The following is a 13,549-nucleotide window of genomic DNA, read 5'->3' on the forward strand; positions in this document are numbered from 1 at the left end:
CTCGTTCACTGACACTAACCAAAGCTGTGCGGCGAGCACTCCCCGAAGGGGGAGCGTTCGCTCACAGCGTCACTTCGCGTCGGCGGTCTCGTCATCGGTGTCGGCCTGGTCGGCGGTCTCGTCGGACTCGACGTCATCAGCGTCGTCGGACGCCTCTTCGGCACCGGCGGCCTCAGGCGACGTGGTCGGTCCGAAGAACTCGGTCGTGTCGACCTCGTTGCCGTCGGTGTCGGTGACGGTGGCCCCGTGCACGACGGCCGCGATCGTCAGGCCACGACGAACGTCGGCGAACATGGCCGGCAGCTGATTGTTCTGCTGCAGCACCTGCAGCAGCTGCTGCGGCTCGATGCCGTATTGCCGCGACATCAGCACCAGGCGTTCGGTGAGGTCGTTCTGACCGACCTGAATGTCGAGCTCGTCGGCGATGGCGTCCATCAGCAGCTGGGTCTTGACGGCCTTCTCGGCGTTCGAGCGGTTGTCGGCGTCGAACTCCTCGCGGCTGCTGCCCTCGGCGGCGAGCGCCTCCTCGAACTTCTTCTCGTCGTGGTCGAGGCCGTGGATGGCGTTGTGCACGGTGTCGTCGACCTGCGCCTGCACGATGGCCTCGGGCAGCGGCACGTCGACCTGCTCGAGCAGGGTCTCCAGCGCCTTGTCGCGGATCTGCTCGGCCTGACCGATGCGCTTGGCCTGGCGAACCTGCTCGACGAGGCTCTCCTTGAGCTCGTCGATGGTGTCGAATTCGCTTGCCAGCTGCGCGAATTCGTCATCGGGCTCGGGCAGTTCGCGCTTCTTGACGGAGTTGACCTTGACGGTCACCTCGGCCTCGTCACCGGCGTGCTCACCGGCGACCAGCGTGGTGGTGAAGGTCTTGCTCTCGTCGGCCTTGAGGCCCTTGATCGCTTCGTCGAGGCCCTCGATCAGGGTGCCGGAGCCGATCTCGTGGGACAGACCCTCGGTCTTGGCCTCGGCGACTTCCTCACCGTCGACGGTCGCCGACAGGTCGATCGACACGAAGTCGCCGTCCTCGGCGGGCCGGTCGACACCGGTCAGCGTGCCGAACCGGGCGCGCAGGTTCTGCAGCTCGGTGTCGACCTCCTCGTCGGTGACCTCGATGGCGTCGACGGTGAACGTCAGCGCCGAGAGGTCGGGCAGGGTGATCTCGGGGCGAACGTCGACCTCGGCGGTGAACGTCAGGTCGCCGCCGTACTCCTTGTTGGTGACCTCGATCTCGGGCTGCCCCAGGGGCTGCACGTCCGAGCTCGCAACGGCCTCGCTGTAGCGGGCCGGCACGGCCTCGCCGACGACCTGGTCCAGCATGGCTTGCTTGTCGATGCGCGACTCCAGCAGCTTCACCGGCACCTTGCCCGGACGGAACCCGGGCATCCGGATGGTCTTGGCCAGCTCCTTGAACGCCTGGTCGAAGTCGCCCTGCAATTCCGTGAAGGGCACCTCCACGTTGATGCGAACCCGGGTGGGGCTCAACTTCTCGACGGTGCTCTTCACTCCTGCGCTCCTTGCATGTCCATGTCTTCGTCGACGGGTGTCGTTGGTTCGGTCGGGGTGACAGGATTTGAACCTGCGGCCTTCCGCTCCCAAAGCGGATGCGCTACCAAGCTGCGCTACACCCCGTGCCTCACTGCCGTGGGAATACTACGGGCCGACGTGGCAACACCATCAATTGGATTTGAATGGGTCGGCGCCGGTACAGTCTCCCGTGCAGTGCTACGCGGGCGTAGCTCAATGGTAGAGCCCTAGTCTTCCAAACTAGCTACGCGGGTTCGATTCCCGTCGCCCGCTCCACAGGACCAAGCGCGGAGGCCGTCGAACGACCGTTCGGCGGCTCGCGGGACCGGGTCCCAGTCGTCACGGCGAAGCGCCGTCACCCGTCAATGCGGGTACCGGATCGCCAATAGTTCGGCCCGCTGCGTTCCCCGCGGCGTCTGGAAGGTCACCACGTCCCCCGGCCGGTGGCCTGCCAGGGCAAGCGCCAGTGGACTATCGGGTGCGAACGCGTGCTCGTCCACGATCGGCACGTCGGCGACGATCGCGACCACGCGCAGGTGGACGGGCTCCTCCTCGTCGGCGAAGCGCACCGTGACCTCGGTGCCGTCCGGCAGTGCGCCCGGCACTTCGGATTCGGGTGGCCCACCGTGCAGATGCCAGTTCAGTTCGGCGATCCGATCGTCGATCTCGGTCAGCTCCTCGGCGATTGCGATCTGGTCCGCCGCGTCGGAGTCGACGAGGTCGCCAACGGTGTCGCGGATGCTCTCGAGGTCGGCTGCCACGCGCTCGCGCCGACGCCTCAGTTTCTCCAGCTCGGCCTCGATGAGGGTGATCTCGTCCGGCATCAGCGTCGCTCGGCCGGGCGTGCTCATGATCCCGCTCCCGCACTCGCCTCTGGGCGGCGAATGGTGGTGCGCCGCAGCAGACGATTGCGCTTGGGTACCTGCTCGGTCCTGTGTCGATCGATCTGAATGATCAGCTCCCTCTTGGCCTGGGCGAGCGCCCGCTCGAGATCGGCGTGCCGTCCCACCGCGACCAGCGGCGGGTGGCCAGGCAGCAATGCGCGCAGCGTCACGCGCTGCTCCCTGCTGCCCCGGCCGCGCACGGACACGTCGACCTCGACCTCGTTCGGGTCCCACCTGGCCAGGTGCGGACCCAGCGTCGCCAGTGCCTCGAGGATTCGTTCGCGTTCGGGCTCCCTGAACCCGGCGCCGAGACGAAACGACCGCTCGTCGAGACGGTCCCGCCGTACGTCGTCGCTACTCATGCCATGAGCATCGGACACGAGCGACGTGCACCGCTTCCCCATCGGAGGACCGATCCGAGGGTCGTCACTGCCCCTGCGAGGGCATGTCGCTCCCGTCAGCGCCCGACGCATCCTGAGAGCACCCTCGTCAGGCCCGTTGGGCGGCCCTTCCTGTCGGTAGGCTGGACGCCATGGACAGCTTTCTGCTGGTGCTCATCGTCGTTCTGGTCGCCGTCATCGGCTACGCCGTCTACGCCTCGTCGAAGGCGTCCGGCAAGCGCAACGCCGCCTCACTCGACGACGCGAAGGCCGACGCCCGCCGCGTCATCGATCGGCTCGGTGGCCAGGTTCTGAACCTCAGCGGCACCGACGATGCCTCCAAGCAGGCGCTGGCCGACGCCTCGGAGCGCTTCACCGCCGCGGGGTCGCAGATCGAGCAGGCCACCACCGCGCGCCAGGCGCTACTGGCCAAGGAGAGCGCGCTGGAGGGGCTGTACTACGTGCGAGCCGCCCGCGTCGCGATGGGCATGGACCCGGGTCCCGAGCTCGAGACGCTGTCGGGACAGAACAACGCGGGCACGGTCACCGAGGATCGCCGGGTGCAGTTCGAGGGCCGTGAGATCGAGGCCTCCCCTTCGCCGTCGGAACGGACCCCGAACTACTACCCCGGCGGCCGCGTGGCGGGTCGCCCCGTGCCGGCGGGCTGGTACTCCGAGCCGTGGTGGAAGCCGGCGTTGGTGGCCGGCGCCTGGGGTGTCGGGTCGGCGCTACTGTTCAGCTCGCTGTTCTCCGGCATGGGTGGCGTCGGGTATGGCGCGCAGGGCTTCGAGAACGGCTACGGGGACGGATTCCAGGACGGTTTCGACCAGGGCCAGCTCGACGGCGGCGGCTGGGACGGCGGCGGCCAGGACGCAGGCGGCTGGGGTGACGGCGGCGACGGCGGTGGCTGGGACTTCGGCGGCGGAGACTTCGGCGGCGGAGACTTCGGCGATTTCTAGCCGGCACCCATGGCCGCATACGTCATCTCCGAAGTCGAGAGCCTCGACGAATCCTTCTTCGAGCGCTATCGCGCGTTGGCCGCAGCCTCCATCGAGCAGTTCGGTGGTCGTTACCTGGTCCGCGGTGCGATCCCGGACGTCGTCGAGGACGAGATCTTGCCGCGCCGCCGGTTGGTGATCGTCGAATTCCCCGACATGGCCACGGCCAGACGGTGGTACGCCTCCTCGTCGTACGCCGAGGCGCTTGCCTTCCGAGACCGGGCGCTGACGCGACGGCTGATGTTCGTCGAAGGCATCTAGTACCGCGCTCCTTCGGCCAGGGACCCCGCACCCGCGCCATCCCGGAGGCTGCTTCCCTACAGCCGGCTCTCCAACCGCGCCGACACGCCCGCTTCCTGCAGGTCCAGGCGCTCCAGCATGGCGCGCGCCGCCTCGTCTTCGATGCGTCCCTGGTCGCGCTCGCTGATCAGCGCCGCGCGCTGCGCCCGCAGCACGTCGAGGTAGAGGTTGCCGAACACCTCTGCCCGCCGCGTGTGCGTCCCCGGATCGGGCATCTCGTCGGCGTCCTGGGACTGCCTGGCGATGGTGTTGCGGATCTCGTCGACCACCCGCGGGTCCAGACCCTCGGGCGGGTTCGTCCGGAACTCCGCGAGGACCTCGTCGGCCGCCTGGTAGACCACGCGCTCGGCCGCCAGCGTCTGTTCGCGCTCGTAGGCGGAGTCGTCCCGCGACAGGCGCAGCCGGGCGATCAGCATGGGAAGCGTCGCGCCCTGAATGAGCAGCGTGCCGACGCTGACCACGAACGCGATGGCCTGGATGGTGGCCCGCTCGGGGAACGGCTCGCCGGCCGACGTCGTCACGGGGATGGCCGCCGCGGCCGCCAGCGTCACCACGCCGCGCATGCCCGTCCACGACACCACGACGCTCTCCTGCCAGGACAGCGACCGCCGGTCGATCTTCGAACGCCACTTGGTCGGCGGCTTGTCACGACGCCGGGTGCCGAGGGCTCCCCGCCCGCCCGACGCCGGAACCGGAACGCTCAATCGGTTCTCGACGTGGCTGGACAGCTTGCTGCGGCCGAACATCACCAGCACCGACAGCGGCCGGATCGCCATGACGATGGCCAGCACGATGAGCGAGGCGACGGCCACCTCGCCGAGAGCTTCATGTGCCGCCCGCAGATCCTCGAGGACGAACCTCAGATGCAGTCCGATGTAGGCGAACACGAACGCCTCCAGCAGCACGTCCACCGAGTTCCACACGTACCGCTCCTGCAGCCGGGTCTGATAACCCGCGCCGAGTGTGCCGTTGCCGACCACGAATCCAGCGACGACGACCGCCAGCACGCCCGACGCATGCAGTTCCTCGGCCGCGATGAACGCCGCGAACGGCACCACCAGACCCTGAACGGTCTCCAACCCGGGGTTGGCGAGGCGGTTGCGGATCCACAGGGTGACGAACCCAAGGCCGGCCCCGACGAGTGGGCCCAGCACCGCGCTGTAGCCGAACAGCAGGAAGGGGTTGTCGATGAAGGTGTGGCTGCCCGCGACCTGTGCCACCGCGATCGAGAACAGCGTGAGGGCGGCCGCGTCGTTGATGAGGCTCTCGCCGGTGAGGATCGCCATCACCTTCTTCGGCAGGCCCAGCTTGCGGCCGACGGCGACGGCCGTGACCGCGTCCGGCGGTGCCACGATCGCCCCGAGGATCAGCGCCGTGCCGAACGTCAGCGGCACCACCACCAACCACGACGAGACGGCGGCGACGGTGAACGCCGTCACGACCACCAACCCGACGCCTAGGCCCAGGATCGGCCGGATGTTGCGCAAGAAGGTGGGGAACGAGAAGTTCAGTGACGCCGAGTACAGCAGAGGTGGCAGCACCACCGTGAGCAGGATGTGCGAATCCAGTTCGGGCGCCTCGAATCCCGGCACGAACGACGCGGCGATGCCGACCACGACGATGATCAGCGCGGGTTCGAGTCCTCGCCGGTGCGCGATCGCGGTGACGAGGATGGCGCCGACGACGACTAGGATGAGTTCCACGCGCCAATTGTCCCGTCAAAGTCCGTTCGGCGCCCGCCGCGCTTCGTGTGGGCGCCGCGCCTCACACCTGACAGGTGGGGCACCAGAACAGGTTGCGCGCCTCCATCTCCTCGGTGCGGATCGGGGTGCCGCACACCCGGCACGGCTCCCCTGCCCGCCGGTAGACGTAGGAGCGGGGACGCCCTGGCCGATACGACGGCGCTCCCTCGTCGTCCGCCTTGCGGATGGTGATGATCTTGCCGCGAGTGACCCCGACCTTCATCAGCGCGACGAGATCGGTCCACGCGGCGTCGAATTCGGCTTCGTCGATCTGCGTGCCGGGCCGGTGCGGGTCGATCAGGTGCCGGTACAGCAATTCGCTGCGGTACACGTTGCCGACACCGGCGATGACCTTCTGGTCCATCAGCAGTGCGCCGATCGGCCTGCGGGACTTGCTGATTCGGGCCCACGCCTTGGCCGGATCGGGGGCCCGTTGCAGTGGGTCGGGTCCGAGCCTGGCCAGGATGTCGTCGACTTCGACCTGGTGGATCACCTCGCAGGCCGTCGGGCCACGCAGATCGGTGCCATAGTCCTGCCCGACCATCCGCATCCGTACCTGCCCGACGGGTTCGGGCATGGGCACGGGCCGTTCGGTGAACGAGCCGTAGAGGCCCAGGTGGACGTGGACGATCGCTCCGCCCTGATAGTGGTGGAACAGGTGCTTGCCGTAGGCGTCGGCCTTGCGCAGCACGCGACCGCTGACCGCCTCCGCGGCCTCGGCGAAACGGCCCTGCGGGCTGGTCACGACGACGGGGGCGTTGCCGAAACGCTTCTGGTGCAGGCGGGCCAGCCGGTGGATCGTGTGCCCTTCGGGCATCCGCTAGGCGCCCGGCACCGGTGGCGCGACGTGGGTCTCCTCGTATTCGGCGAGGATGTCGATGCGGCGCTGGTGGCGCGGCGCCTCCGACCACGCGGTGGTGAGGAACGCGTCGACGAAGGTCAGCGCGTCGGCCACGGTGTGCATGCGCCCGCCGATGCTCATCACCTGGGCGTTGTTGTGCTGGCGGGCCAGCGACGCGGTCTCCACGCTCCACGCCAGCGCGCACCGGATGCCGGGCACCTTGTTGGCGGCGATCTGCTCGCCGTTGCCCGAGCCGCCGATCACGATGCCGAGGCTCTCCGGATCCGCCAGCGTCTTCTGCGCCGCCGAGATGCAGAAGGCCGGGTAGTCGTCCTCGGCGTCATAGCTGAAGGCACCACAGTCGATCGGTTCGTGGCCGCTCGACTCGAGGTGCTCGACGATGGCCTGCTTGAGTTCGTATCCGGCGTGGTCAGAGCCGAGGTAGACGCGCATGGCGGTCACCTTACTGGGACGCGCGAACGGCTAGCGCGTCGCCACCAGACCGTCGACGAGCAGGTCTCGCATCCGGTTCGCCTGATCCGTCGAGTGGCTCGCGATCGTGATTCCGATGAGGCTCGAGACGACGTCGTCCGCCCTGACGTCGGACCGCAGAGTCCCGTCGGCTGCACCCGCGCGCAGCAACGTGTCGACCGCGCCGACGATGCTCGTCCTGGTGTTGCCGGGCTCGACCGCGCCCGAGGTGAACAGCGCGCTCAGCGACGCGGCCATCCCCTGTTTGGCGGCCACGAAGCCGGCATACCGGCTCATCCAGTGGCGAAGCGCGGTGACCGCGCAATGATGCGTGAGCAACTCCGCTGCCGATGCCGATACCTCGGCCAACTCGGTGCGGAAGACGGCCTCGACGAGCGCCTCCCGAGTGGGAAAGTGCCGGTACAGGGTGCCGATGCCGACGCCCGCATCCTTGGCAATGGCCTCGAGTGACACGGTCGTGCCGTCCGCGGCGGCGAACGCCGCGGCGGCCGCGGCGAGCAAGCGCTCCCGGTTCCGGTGTGCGTCTGCCCGCATCACAGCCATAGCGGAGGTACCTCCGTTTCTGTTAGCGTGCAAAACGGAGGCACCTCCGCATCGTCGAGTATCCCATCGAGGAGCATCGTGATCAACACCCCAGCGCCCGGCGGCCGTGGCCGCCTCGGCCAGTTCGAGGTCGCCCGCATCGGCTACGGAGCCATGCAGCTCGAACCATCGGCCGTCTCGACCGACGACGCCGTCGCGCTCCTACGTCACGCATTCGATCTCGGCGTCGACCACGTCGACACCGCGTCGTTCTACTCCGATGGCGAGGTGAATCGCCGCATTGGTGCCGCCCTGGCCGCGACCCACGATGACGTCGTCATCGCGAGCAAGGTCGGCGCCCGCAGCATCACCGGTGGACCCGTTGCGCTGGCCGCAGCGCAACGACCCGAGGAACTGCGTGGTGCCGTCGAGGCCGATCTCGCCCAGCTGGGCATCGACCGCGTCCACGTGGTGAACCTGCGCCGGCTCGATCTCGGACCGGGACTGACGGCCGAGGGAGATCAGATCGTCGACCTCGACGATCAGCTGGCCGAGATGATCGCCCTGCGCGACGAGGGCAAGATCGGTGAGATCGGGATCAGCGGGGTTCCCGAGGACGTGCTGCGACGGGCGATGCCCGCGGGCATCGTCTGCGTCCAGAACGCGTACAGCCTGCTCGACCGATCCCAGGAAGTCATGCTCGACCTGTGCGCCGCGGAAGACATCGCCTGGGTGCCCTTCATGCCGCTCGGCTCGTCGTTCCCGGGCTTCCCCAAGGTCGCCAAGGATCCGACGGTGATTCAGATCTCCGAGGAAATTGGTTGCACCCCTTCACAAGTGGGGCTGGCGTGGCTTCTTGCCCATTCGTCCAACACCCTGCTCATCGCGGGGACGCGCTCGGTCGGCCACCTCGAGGAGAACCTCGCCGCAGGCAAGGTTCTCCTGACCCCGGATGCACTGGCGCGTCTCGACGCGGCCTAGTGGGCCGCCAGGCCGCGGAGCAGTACGTCGAGCAGGCGCGGGGTCCGCTCGGCCCATTCGTCGGGCTCGACGTGAGAGAGGAACCAGGACAGCAGGATCACGTCGCGTGAATCGACGTCGCCGCGCAGCAAACCCTTTTCGCGACCGGCGGAGAGCAGCGCGGTCAGCGCCTCACCGAGCTTGCCGAGGGTATCTGCACCGATGTCCTGCCACACCGAGGCTTCGACGGCGGCGATGACTCCGAACTTCACCCGCGCATAGGCCGCGAGCTGAATGAGCCAGCGCCTCAGGGCCTCGTCCGGCGAATGCCGTTGCAGTAGCGCGTCGGCGAGGGCGACGAGCTGGTCGATCTCCCGGTCGTAGAGCGCGCGTACCAATTCGTCGCGCGTGGCGAAGTGGCGGTAGAGCGTTGCCTGGCCGACGGCCGCCCGCTTGGCGACGGCACTGAGTTTGAGCTCGCCCGGTTCGGCGATGAGCTCGCGGGCAGCTTCGATGATCGCGACCCGGTTGCGCGCCGCGTCAGTGCGTTCGGGCATGGCTCCCCTCGACTTGCAAACGGACAACTTGTCCGCTTCGATGAAGTGGACAGTTCGTCCGTATTGACCAGGGAGGCTAGCCGTGGATGATCTCGCCGACAAGGTGGTCGCCATCACCGATGCCAGCAGCGGCATCGGAGCCGCGGTGGCGCGGCGACTCGCGCGCCGCGGAGCCGCCGTCGTCCTCGGCGCGCGGCGGACCGACCGCCTCGACACGCTGGCCGCGGACATCCGCTCGGCCGGCGGCCGCGCCAGCTCGGCCACCGTGGACGTCACCCGTTCGGAGGACATGCACCGCCTGGTCGCGACCGCGGTCTCGACCTATGGGCGGCTCGACGTACTGGTCGGCAACGCCGGAATCGGACCGATCTCGCCGATGGCCGCCCGTCGCACCGCGGACTGGAACGCGATGATCGACGTCAACCTGCGCGGCGTCCTGCACGGCATCGACGCAGCCCTACCCGTCTTCGAGGAACAGGGCCGCGGTCACTTCGTCACCATCGTCTCGACCGCCGGGATCAGGGTCGTCCCGACGATGGCGGTGTACGCCGCCACCAAGAATGCCGTCCGCACACTCCTCGAGGGGCTACGCCAGGAGTCCATCGACGGAACACTGAAGACCACGGCGATCTCGCCCGGTTACGTGCGCACGGAATTCGGCGACTCCATCACCGACCCCGTCGTTCGCGCCGAGATCGACCGCGGCATGCAGGCATTCGCGCTCGATCCCGACGCGGTGGCCAGGGCCGTCGAGTTCGCCGTCGATCAGCCATGGGACGTCGAGATCGGCGAGCTCTCGATCCGACCGACGGTCCAGGGCTGATCCCTAGCCGACCGTGATCGCGTCCAGCCGTTCCTTGATGAAGTCCGCCGAGACGACCGGCGACAGCCCCGCGACGCGCCCCATCGGCGGCTCCATCGGCGTGACCACCGCGTCGTGGTTGGCCTCGTAGAAGTAGATGAGCGAGACCAGATCCTCCTCCGGCGCCTCGGGCTGCGGGGGCAGTACGCGATGCCGGCCCGACGGCCAGCGACGCCCGCTCCAGTACTCCAGCAGATCGCCGATGTTGACCGTCAGCGCGTCGGCATCGTAGGGCGCGTCGGCCCACCCCTCGGCTTCCGAATAGACCTGCAGCCCACCGGCTCCCGGCTCACGGTCCAGGATGGTCACCGTGCCGAAGTCGGTGTGGGGTCCGATGCGGAACTGGCCCGGCTCCGGGTCCCCTACCACGCTCACCGGCGGATAGTGGTTGATGTTCATCGTCCAGGTCGGCCGGTTGGCCAGCGCCGCCCACGGGTTGGCCGACAACCCGAGCGCATGCGAGAACAGCGCCAGAAGGTCGTCGGACAGTTTGCGTACGGCCGCGGTGTACTCCGTGACCAGGGCGTGCAGCTGCGGCACCTCGACCGGCCACACGTTGGGCGCGAACCAGATGCGGTCGACCTCCGGATCGCCGGTCGCCGTCTCGGCCCCCAGGCTGTAGCTCTCCTTGAGATCCGGCGGCGTCTCGGTGCCTTCGGCGTAGCCGTTGGCCTCCGCACCAGGGCCGATCCAGCCGTGCCCGCCGACCGCGACACCGTAGCGCCGCTTGACCTCGTCCGGCAGAGCGAAGAACTCCCGGCTGACCTTGCGCACCGCAGCGGCCAGGCCCTTGTCCACACCGTGTCCGGTGACCAGGATGAACCCTGCCTGCTGCAGGCTCTCGTCGACCTCGGCAGCGACCGCGTCGGCGGCGGCTCCTCCACTGCGCCAACGCGAGATGTCAACAGTGGCAATCACACTCATGCTCGTGCCCTATTCACCGATGTCCTCTGCCCACAGTTCGGGATGCGCGGTGATGAATTCGGTCATCATGTCCACGCATCGTTGATCGTCGAGAAGCGTCACCGAGACCCCGTTCTCGGCCAACCAGTCGTGTCCGCCGCTGAAGGTGCGGGCCTCGCCGATCACCACCGCTCCGATGTTGAACTGTCGCACCAATCCGCTGCAATACCAACAGGGTGAGAGCGTGGTCACCATGATCGTCGAACGATAGTTGCGCTGTCGGCCAGCCGCGCGGAAGGCGTCGGTCTCGCCGTGCACCGAAGGGTCGTCGTCCTGCACGCGTCGGTTGTGCCCGCTACCAAGCAGCACGCCGTCACTACCGAACAGCGCCGCTCCGATCGGAATGCCGCCCTCCGCCAAACCCTTTCGGGCCTCGTCGATGGCGACCTCGAGCATGTCCTCCGGACTCATGCCTTCGGGCCGTCGAGGGCGCGCTCGGCGGCGATCTTCGATCGGCACACCAGCAGGTACATCGCGCCGGCGATCAGGAAGCCGACGAAGAAGGTGACGTCACCCAGCTGGGGTACCGCCCGCGCCACGTAACCCACGAACCTCTCCTGGTTGGAGAACAGCAGCACCGACACCGCGATGCCAACGGCGAAGGAGGCCAACCCCGGCCAGTTCGCATACGAGCGGTCGTAGAGGAAGCCGGCGATCGTCTGCCCGCGCCTCATGTACTGATCGGCGAAGACCACGCCAAGCCACGGCCCGATCCAGTAGGCGATGATCAACAGGAACGCCTCGTAGCTCTGGGCGGCGTCGGGCAGCGCCCACCACGCCACCAGGAAACCGGCCACCCCGAAGAACACCGTGACGAGCGCCCGCGCCACGTGTGCGGGCAGCTTGATGCCGATCGTGACGAAGGCCATCGCCCCCGAGTAGATGTTGATGGAGTTGGCCGCGATCGCTCCGATGGCGATCGCCAGCAGCGTCGCCTTGGCGATCGGTGAGGACAGCTCGCCGGTGAAGGCCTCGGTGGGGTTGTCCGACAACGCCGGTCCAATGGTGACCGAAGCGGCACCGACGATCTCCAGCACCGCGCAGGACAGGAATAGGCCGGCGGAGGCAAACAGCCCGGCGCGGGCCGCCGACACCGTCGACGGCAGGTAGCGGGTGTAGTCCGCGGCGTACGGCGTCCAGCCGGCCGCGTAGCCGAACGCCGTGCCGACGGTCAGCAGGAAGCCACCAATTCCGCCGACCCCGTCGGGCAGCGCCGCGGCGTCGAAGTGGGACTTGGTCAGGATCGCCACCGACGCCACGGCGAAGATGACGGCCAGCACCGGAAAGGACCACCGCTCGAACGCCTGCACCAGGTTGTGCCCGAAGAACGCGAACGCGGTCTGTACCAGCACGATGATGATCAACCCGACCAGCGGTCCGATGCCGAACAGTGCTGCCAGTGCGTATGCGCCACTGACGCTGTTGGTGGCGAACCAGCCCACGCCTGCCGTCACCGACATCAGGACCGCGGGGACCGCATTGCCCTTGAAGCCGAACGCCATCCGGCCCAGCACCATCTGCGGCACGCCGTGCAGGGGGCCGCGCGCCGACAGGAAGTAGTGCGCGAGCGCACCGAGCCCGGTGCCAACGACGATGCCCACCACGGCCTGCCAGAACGTCATGCCGTAGACCGCGACGGCCAGCACGCCGACGAAGATGGTCGCGAACTCCAGGTTCGGCGAGGTCCACGTCCAGAACAGCTGGCTCGGCTTGCCGTGACGGTCTTCCTCGGCGATGAACTCGTTACCGCCGGGCTCGACCGCTACGAGCTTGTTGCGGTAGGAACCGTCGGTGGTGGGCTCAGTCGCTGTCATGGGTACACCGTGGCCGGACTTGCCTCCGGCCGCAACCGGAATCGACGATTGACCGCCCGCGCAGCGTCAGTCGAACTCGGGCGATTCGTGGCGGGTGCGCTTGAGCTCGAAGAAGTGTGGGTAGCCCGCGAAGATCACCGAGGCGTCCCATAGCTTGCCCGCCTGCTCGCCGCGCGGGATCCGCGACAGCACCGGGCCGAAGAACGCGACGCCGTTGACGTGGATCGTCGGGGTGCCGACGTCGTCGCCGACCGCGTCCATGCCCTCGTGGTGGCTCTTGCGGAGTGCCTCGTCGAACTTGTCGCTGGTGGCCGCCTCGGCCAGTTCGGCGGGCAGCCCCACCTGCTCGAGCGACTTCGCGATCACGTCGTCGAAGTCCTTGTTGCCCTCGTTGTGGATCAGCGTGCCCATCGCGGTGTACAGCGGGCTGAGCACCTCGTTGCCCTTGGCCTGCTCGGCGGCGATCGCGACACGCACCGGGCCCCAGGCCTTCTTCATCATCTCCTGGTACTCCTCGGGCAGGTCACGCCCTTCGTTGAGCACCGCCAGGCTCATGACGTGGAAGTTCACCTCGATGTCGCGCACCTTCTCGACCTCGAGGATCCAGCGGGAGGTGATCCAGCACCACGGGCACAGGGGGTCGAACCAGAAACTCGCTACGTCCTTGTTGGCCATCATCGATCCTCTCGGCAGGCATGCGGGCAGAACTC

16 protein-coding genes and 2 tRNA genes are annotated in these 13,549 nt (G+C 68.1%); 5 read left to right on the forward strand and 13 right to left on the reverse strand.

What is annotated here, in order from left to right; genetic code table 11:
- Positions 1–69 precede the first annotated feature (69 nt).
- Positions 70–1,503: a trigger factor gene (tig, locus tag SBI80_RS17655; protein ID WP_318976098.1), complete on the reverse strand. Its 1,434-nt coding sequence runs from the start codon at positions 1,501–1,503 to the stop codon at positions 70–72.
- A 52-nt stretch (positions 1,504–1,555) separates the two neighbouring features.
- Positions 1,556–1,629, reverse strand: a tRNA-Pro gene (locus tag SBI80_RS17660).
- 97 nt (positions 1,630–1,726) lie between these two features.
- Between SBI80_RS17660 and SBI80_RS17665 the strand changes: the two genes are divergently transcribed.
- A tRNA-Gly gene (locus tag SBI80_RS17665) sits at positions 1,727–1,800 on the forward strand.
- 86 nt (positions 1,801–1,886) lie between these two features.
- Here SBI80_RS17665 and SBI80_RS17670 read toward each other — a convergent pair.
- Complete coding sequence (locus SBI80_RS17670; RefSeq protein WP_318976099.1) at positions 1,887–2,375, reverse strand: GreA/GreB family elongation factor; 489 nt, start codon at positions 2,373–2,375, stop codon at positions 1,887–1,889.
- On the reverse strand, positions 2,372–2,770 hold the full coding sequence (locus SBI80_RS17675; protein WP_318976100.1) for a hypothetical protein: 399 nt from the start codon (positions 2,768–2,770) through the stop codon (positions 2,372–2,374). Before SBI80_RS17675 ends, SBI80_RS17670 begins: the two co-directional genes overlap by 4 nt.
- A gap of 170 nt (positions 2,771–2,940) precedes the next feature.
- On the opposite strand from SBI80_RS17675, the gene SBI80_RS17680 reads away from it, so the two are divergent.
- Positions 2,941–3,747 carry a DUF1542 domain-containing protein gene (locus tag SBI80_RS17680; protein ID WP_318976101.1) on the forward strand — a complete coding sequence of 269 codons (807 nt, stop codon included), beginning with the start codon at positions 2,941–2,943 and terminating at the stop codon, positions 3,745–3,747.
- A 9-nt stretch (positions 3,748–3,756) separates the two neighbouring features.
- On the forward strand, positions 3,757–4,047 hold the full coding sequence (locus SBI80_RS17685; RefSeq protein WP_318976102.1) for a DUF1330 domain-containing protein: 291 nt from the start codon (positions 3,757–3,759) through the stop codon (positions 4,045–4,047).
- 56 nt (positions 4,048–4,103) lie between these two features.
- On the opposite strand, the gene SBI80_RS17690 is transcribed toward SBI80_RS17685, so the two are convergent.
- The 4 genes from SBI80_RS17690 to SBI80_RS17705 form a co-directional block, all read right to left on the reverse strand.
- The gene (locus SBI80_RS17690) at positions 4,104–5,789 is read right to left on the reverse strand and encodes a cation:proton antiporter (RefSeq protein ID WP_318976103.1); all 1,686 of its coding nucleotides are present in this window, start codon (positions 5,787–5,789) and stop codon (positions 4,104–4,106) included.
- A 61-nt stretch (positions 5,790–5,850) separates the two neighbouring features.
- Complete coding sequence (locus SBI80_RS17695) at positions 5,851–6,645, reverse strand: Fpg/Nei family DNA glycosylase (RefSeq protein WP_318976104.1); 795 nt, start codon at positions 6,643–6,645, stop codon at positions 5,851–5,853.
- A 3-nt stretch (positions 6,646–6,648) separates the two neighbouring features.
- Positions 6,649–7,122, reverse strand: a complete 474-nt coding sequence (locus SBI80_RS17700; protein ID WP_318976105.1) for a ribose-5-phosphate isomerase — start codon at positions 7,120–7,122, stop codon at positions 6,649–6,651.
- Positions 7,123–7,152: 30 nt separating this feature from the next.
- Complete coding sequence (locus tag SBI80_RS17705) at positions 7,153–7,704, reverse strand: TetR/AcrR family transcriptional regulator (RefSeq protein ID WP_318976106.1); 552 nt, start codon at positions 7,702–7,704, stop codon at positions 7,153–7,155.
- 78 nt (positions 7,705–7,782) lie between these two features.
- Between SBI80_RS17705 and SBI80_RS17710 the strand changes: the two genes are divergently transcribed.
- Complete coding sequence (locus SBI80_RS17710) at positions 7,783–8,664, forward strand: aldo/keto reductase (protein ID WP_318976107.1); 882 nt, start codon at positions 7,783–7,785, stop codon at positions 8,662–8,664.
- Here SBI80_RS17710 and SBI80_RS17715 read toward each other — a convergent pair.
- On the reverse strand, positions 8,661–9,200 hold the full coding sequence (locus tag SBI80_RS17715) for a TetR/AcrR family transcriptional regulator (RefSeq protein WP_318976108.1): 540 nt from the start codon (positions 9,198–9,200) through the stop codon (positions 8,661–8,663). The genes SBI80_RS17710 and SBI80_RS17715 overlap by 4 nt on opposite strands.
- 82 nt (positions 9,201–9,282) lie before the next feature.
- Here SBI80_RS17715 and SBI80_RS17720 point away from each other — a divergent pair, with 82 nt between their 5' ends.
- The gene (locus SBI80_RS17720) at positions 9,283–10,023 is read left to right on the forward strand and encodes an SDR family oxidoreductase (protein ID WP_318976109.1); all 741 of its coding nucleotides are present in this window, start codon (positions 9,283–9,285) and stop codon (positions 10,021–10,023) included.
- A gap of 3 nt (positions 10,024–10,026) precedes the next feature.
- Here the strand turns inward: SBI80_RS17720 and SBI80_RS17725 are convergent, their stop codons facing one another.
- From SBI80_RS17725 to SBI80_RS17740, 4 genes are all read right to left on the reverse strand, one after another.
- The gene (locus SBI80_RS17725) at positions 10,027–10,986 is read right to left on the reverse strand and encodes an isopenicillin N synthase family dioxygenase (RefSeq protein WP_318976110.1); all 960 of its coding nucleotides are present in this window, start codon (positions 10,984–10,986) and stop codon (positions 10,027–10,029) included.
- A 9-nt stretch (positions 10,987–10,995) separates the two neighbouring features.
- On the reverse strand, positions 10,996–11,436 hold the full coding sequence (locus SBI80_RS17730) for a nucleoside deaminase (RefSeq protein ID WP_318976111.1): 441 nt from the start codon (positions 11,434–11,436) through the stop codon (positions 10,996–10,998).
- Positions 11,433–12,839 carry a purine-cytosine permease family protein gene (locus SBI80_RS17735; RefSeq protein ID WP_318976112.1) on the reverse strand — a complete coding sequence of 469 codons (1,407 nt, stop codon included), beginning with the start codon at positions 12,837–12,839 and terminating at the stop codon, positions 11,433–11,435. The genes SBI80_RS17730 and SBI80_RS17735 overlap by 4 nt, the downstream gene beginning before the upstream one ends.
- Before the next feature lie 66 nt (positions 12,840–12,905).
- Positions 12,906–13,514, reverse strand: a complete 609-nt coding sequence (locus SBI80_RS17740; protein WP_318976113.1) for a mycothiol-dependent nitroreductase Rv2466c family protein — start codon at positions 13,512–13,514, stop codon at positions 12,906–12,908.
- Between the last annotated feature and the right edge of the window lie 35 nt (positions 13,515–13,549).

Source organism: Mycolicibacterium sichuanense, from assembly GCF_033741125.1.
Classification (GTDB): Bacteria; Actinomycetota; Actinomycetes; order Mycobacteriales; family Mycobacteriaceae; genus Mycobacterium.

Excerpts from the sequence above, each read along its gene's own strand:
- SBI80_RS17670 (WP_318976099.1), bottom strand. The coding sequence starts at position 2,375 with ATGAGCACGCCCGGCCGAGCGACGCTGATGCCGGACGAGATCACCCTC.
- SBI80_RS17675 (WP_318976100.1), bottom strand. The coding sequence starts at position 2,770 with ATGAGTAGCGACGACGTACGGCGGGACCGTCTCGACGAGCGGTCGTTT.
- SBI80_RS17680 (WP_318976101.1), top strand. The coding sequence starts at position 2,941 with ATGGACAGCTTTCTGCTGGTGCTCATCGTCGTTCTGGTCGCCGTCATC.
- SBI80_RS17685 (WP_318976102.1), top strand. The coding sequence starts at position 3,757 with ATGGCCGCATACGTCATCTCCGAAGTCGAGAGCCTCGACGAATCCTTC.
- SBI80_RS17695 (WP_318976104.1), bottom strand. The coding sequence starts at position 6,645 with ATGCCCGAAGGGCACACGATCCACCGGCTGGCCCGCCTGCACCAGAAG.
- SBI80_RS17700 (WP_318976105.1), bottom strand. The coding sequence starts at position 7,122 with ATGCGCGTCTACCTCGGCTCTGACCACGCCGGATACGAACTCAAGCAG.
- SBI80_RS17705 (WP_318976106.1), bottom strand. The coding sequence starts at position 7,704 with ATGGCTGTGATGCGGGCAGACGCACACCGGAACCGGGAGCGCTTGCTC.
- SBI80_RS17715 (WP_318976108.1), bottom strand. The coding sequence starts at position 9,200 with ATGCCCGAACGCACTGACGCGGCGCGCAACCGGGTCGCGATCATCGAA.
- SBI80_RS17725 (WP_318976110.1), bottom strand. The coding sequence starts at position 10,986 with ATGAGTGTGATTGCCACTGTTGACATCTCGCGTTGGCGCAGTGGAGGA.
- SBI80_RS17730 (WP_318976111.1), bottom strand. The coding sequence starts at position 11,436 with ATGAGTCCGGAGGACATGCTCGAGGTCGCCATCGACGAGGCCCGAAAG.
- SBI80_RS17735 (WP_318976112.1), bottom strand. The coding sequence starts at position 12,839 with ATGACAGCGACTGAGCCCACCACCGACGGTTCCTACCGCAACAAGCTC.
- SBI80_RS17740 (WP_318976113.1), bottom strand. The coding sequence starts at position 13,514 with ATGGCCAACAAGGACGTAGCGAGTTTCTGGTTCGACCCCCTGTGCCCG.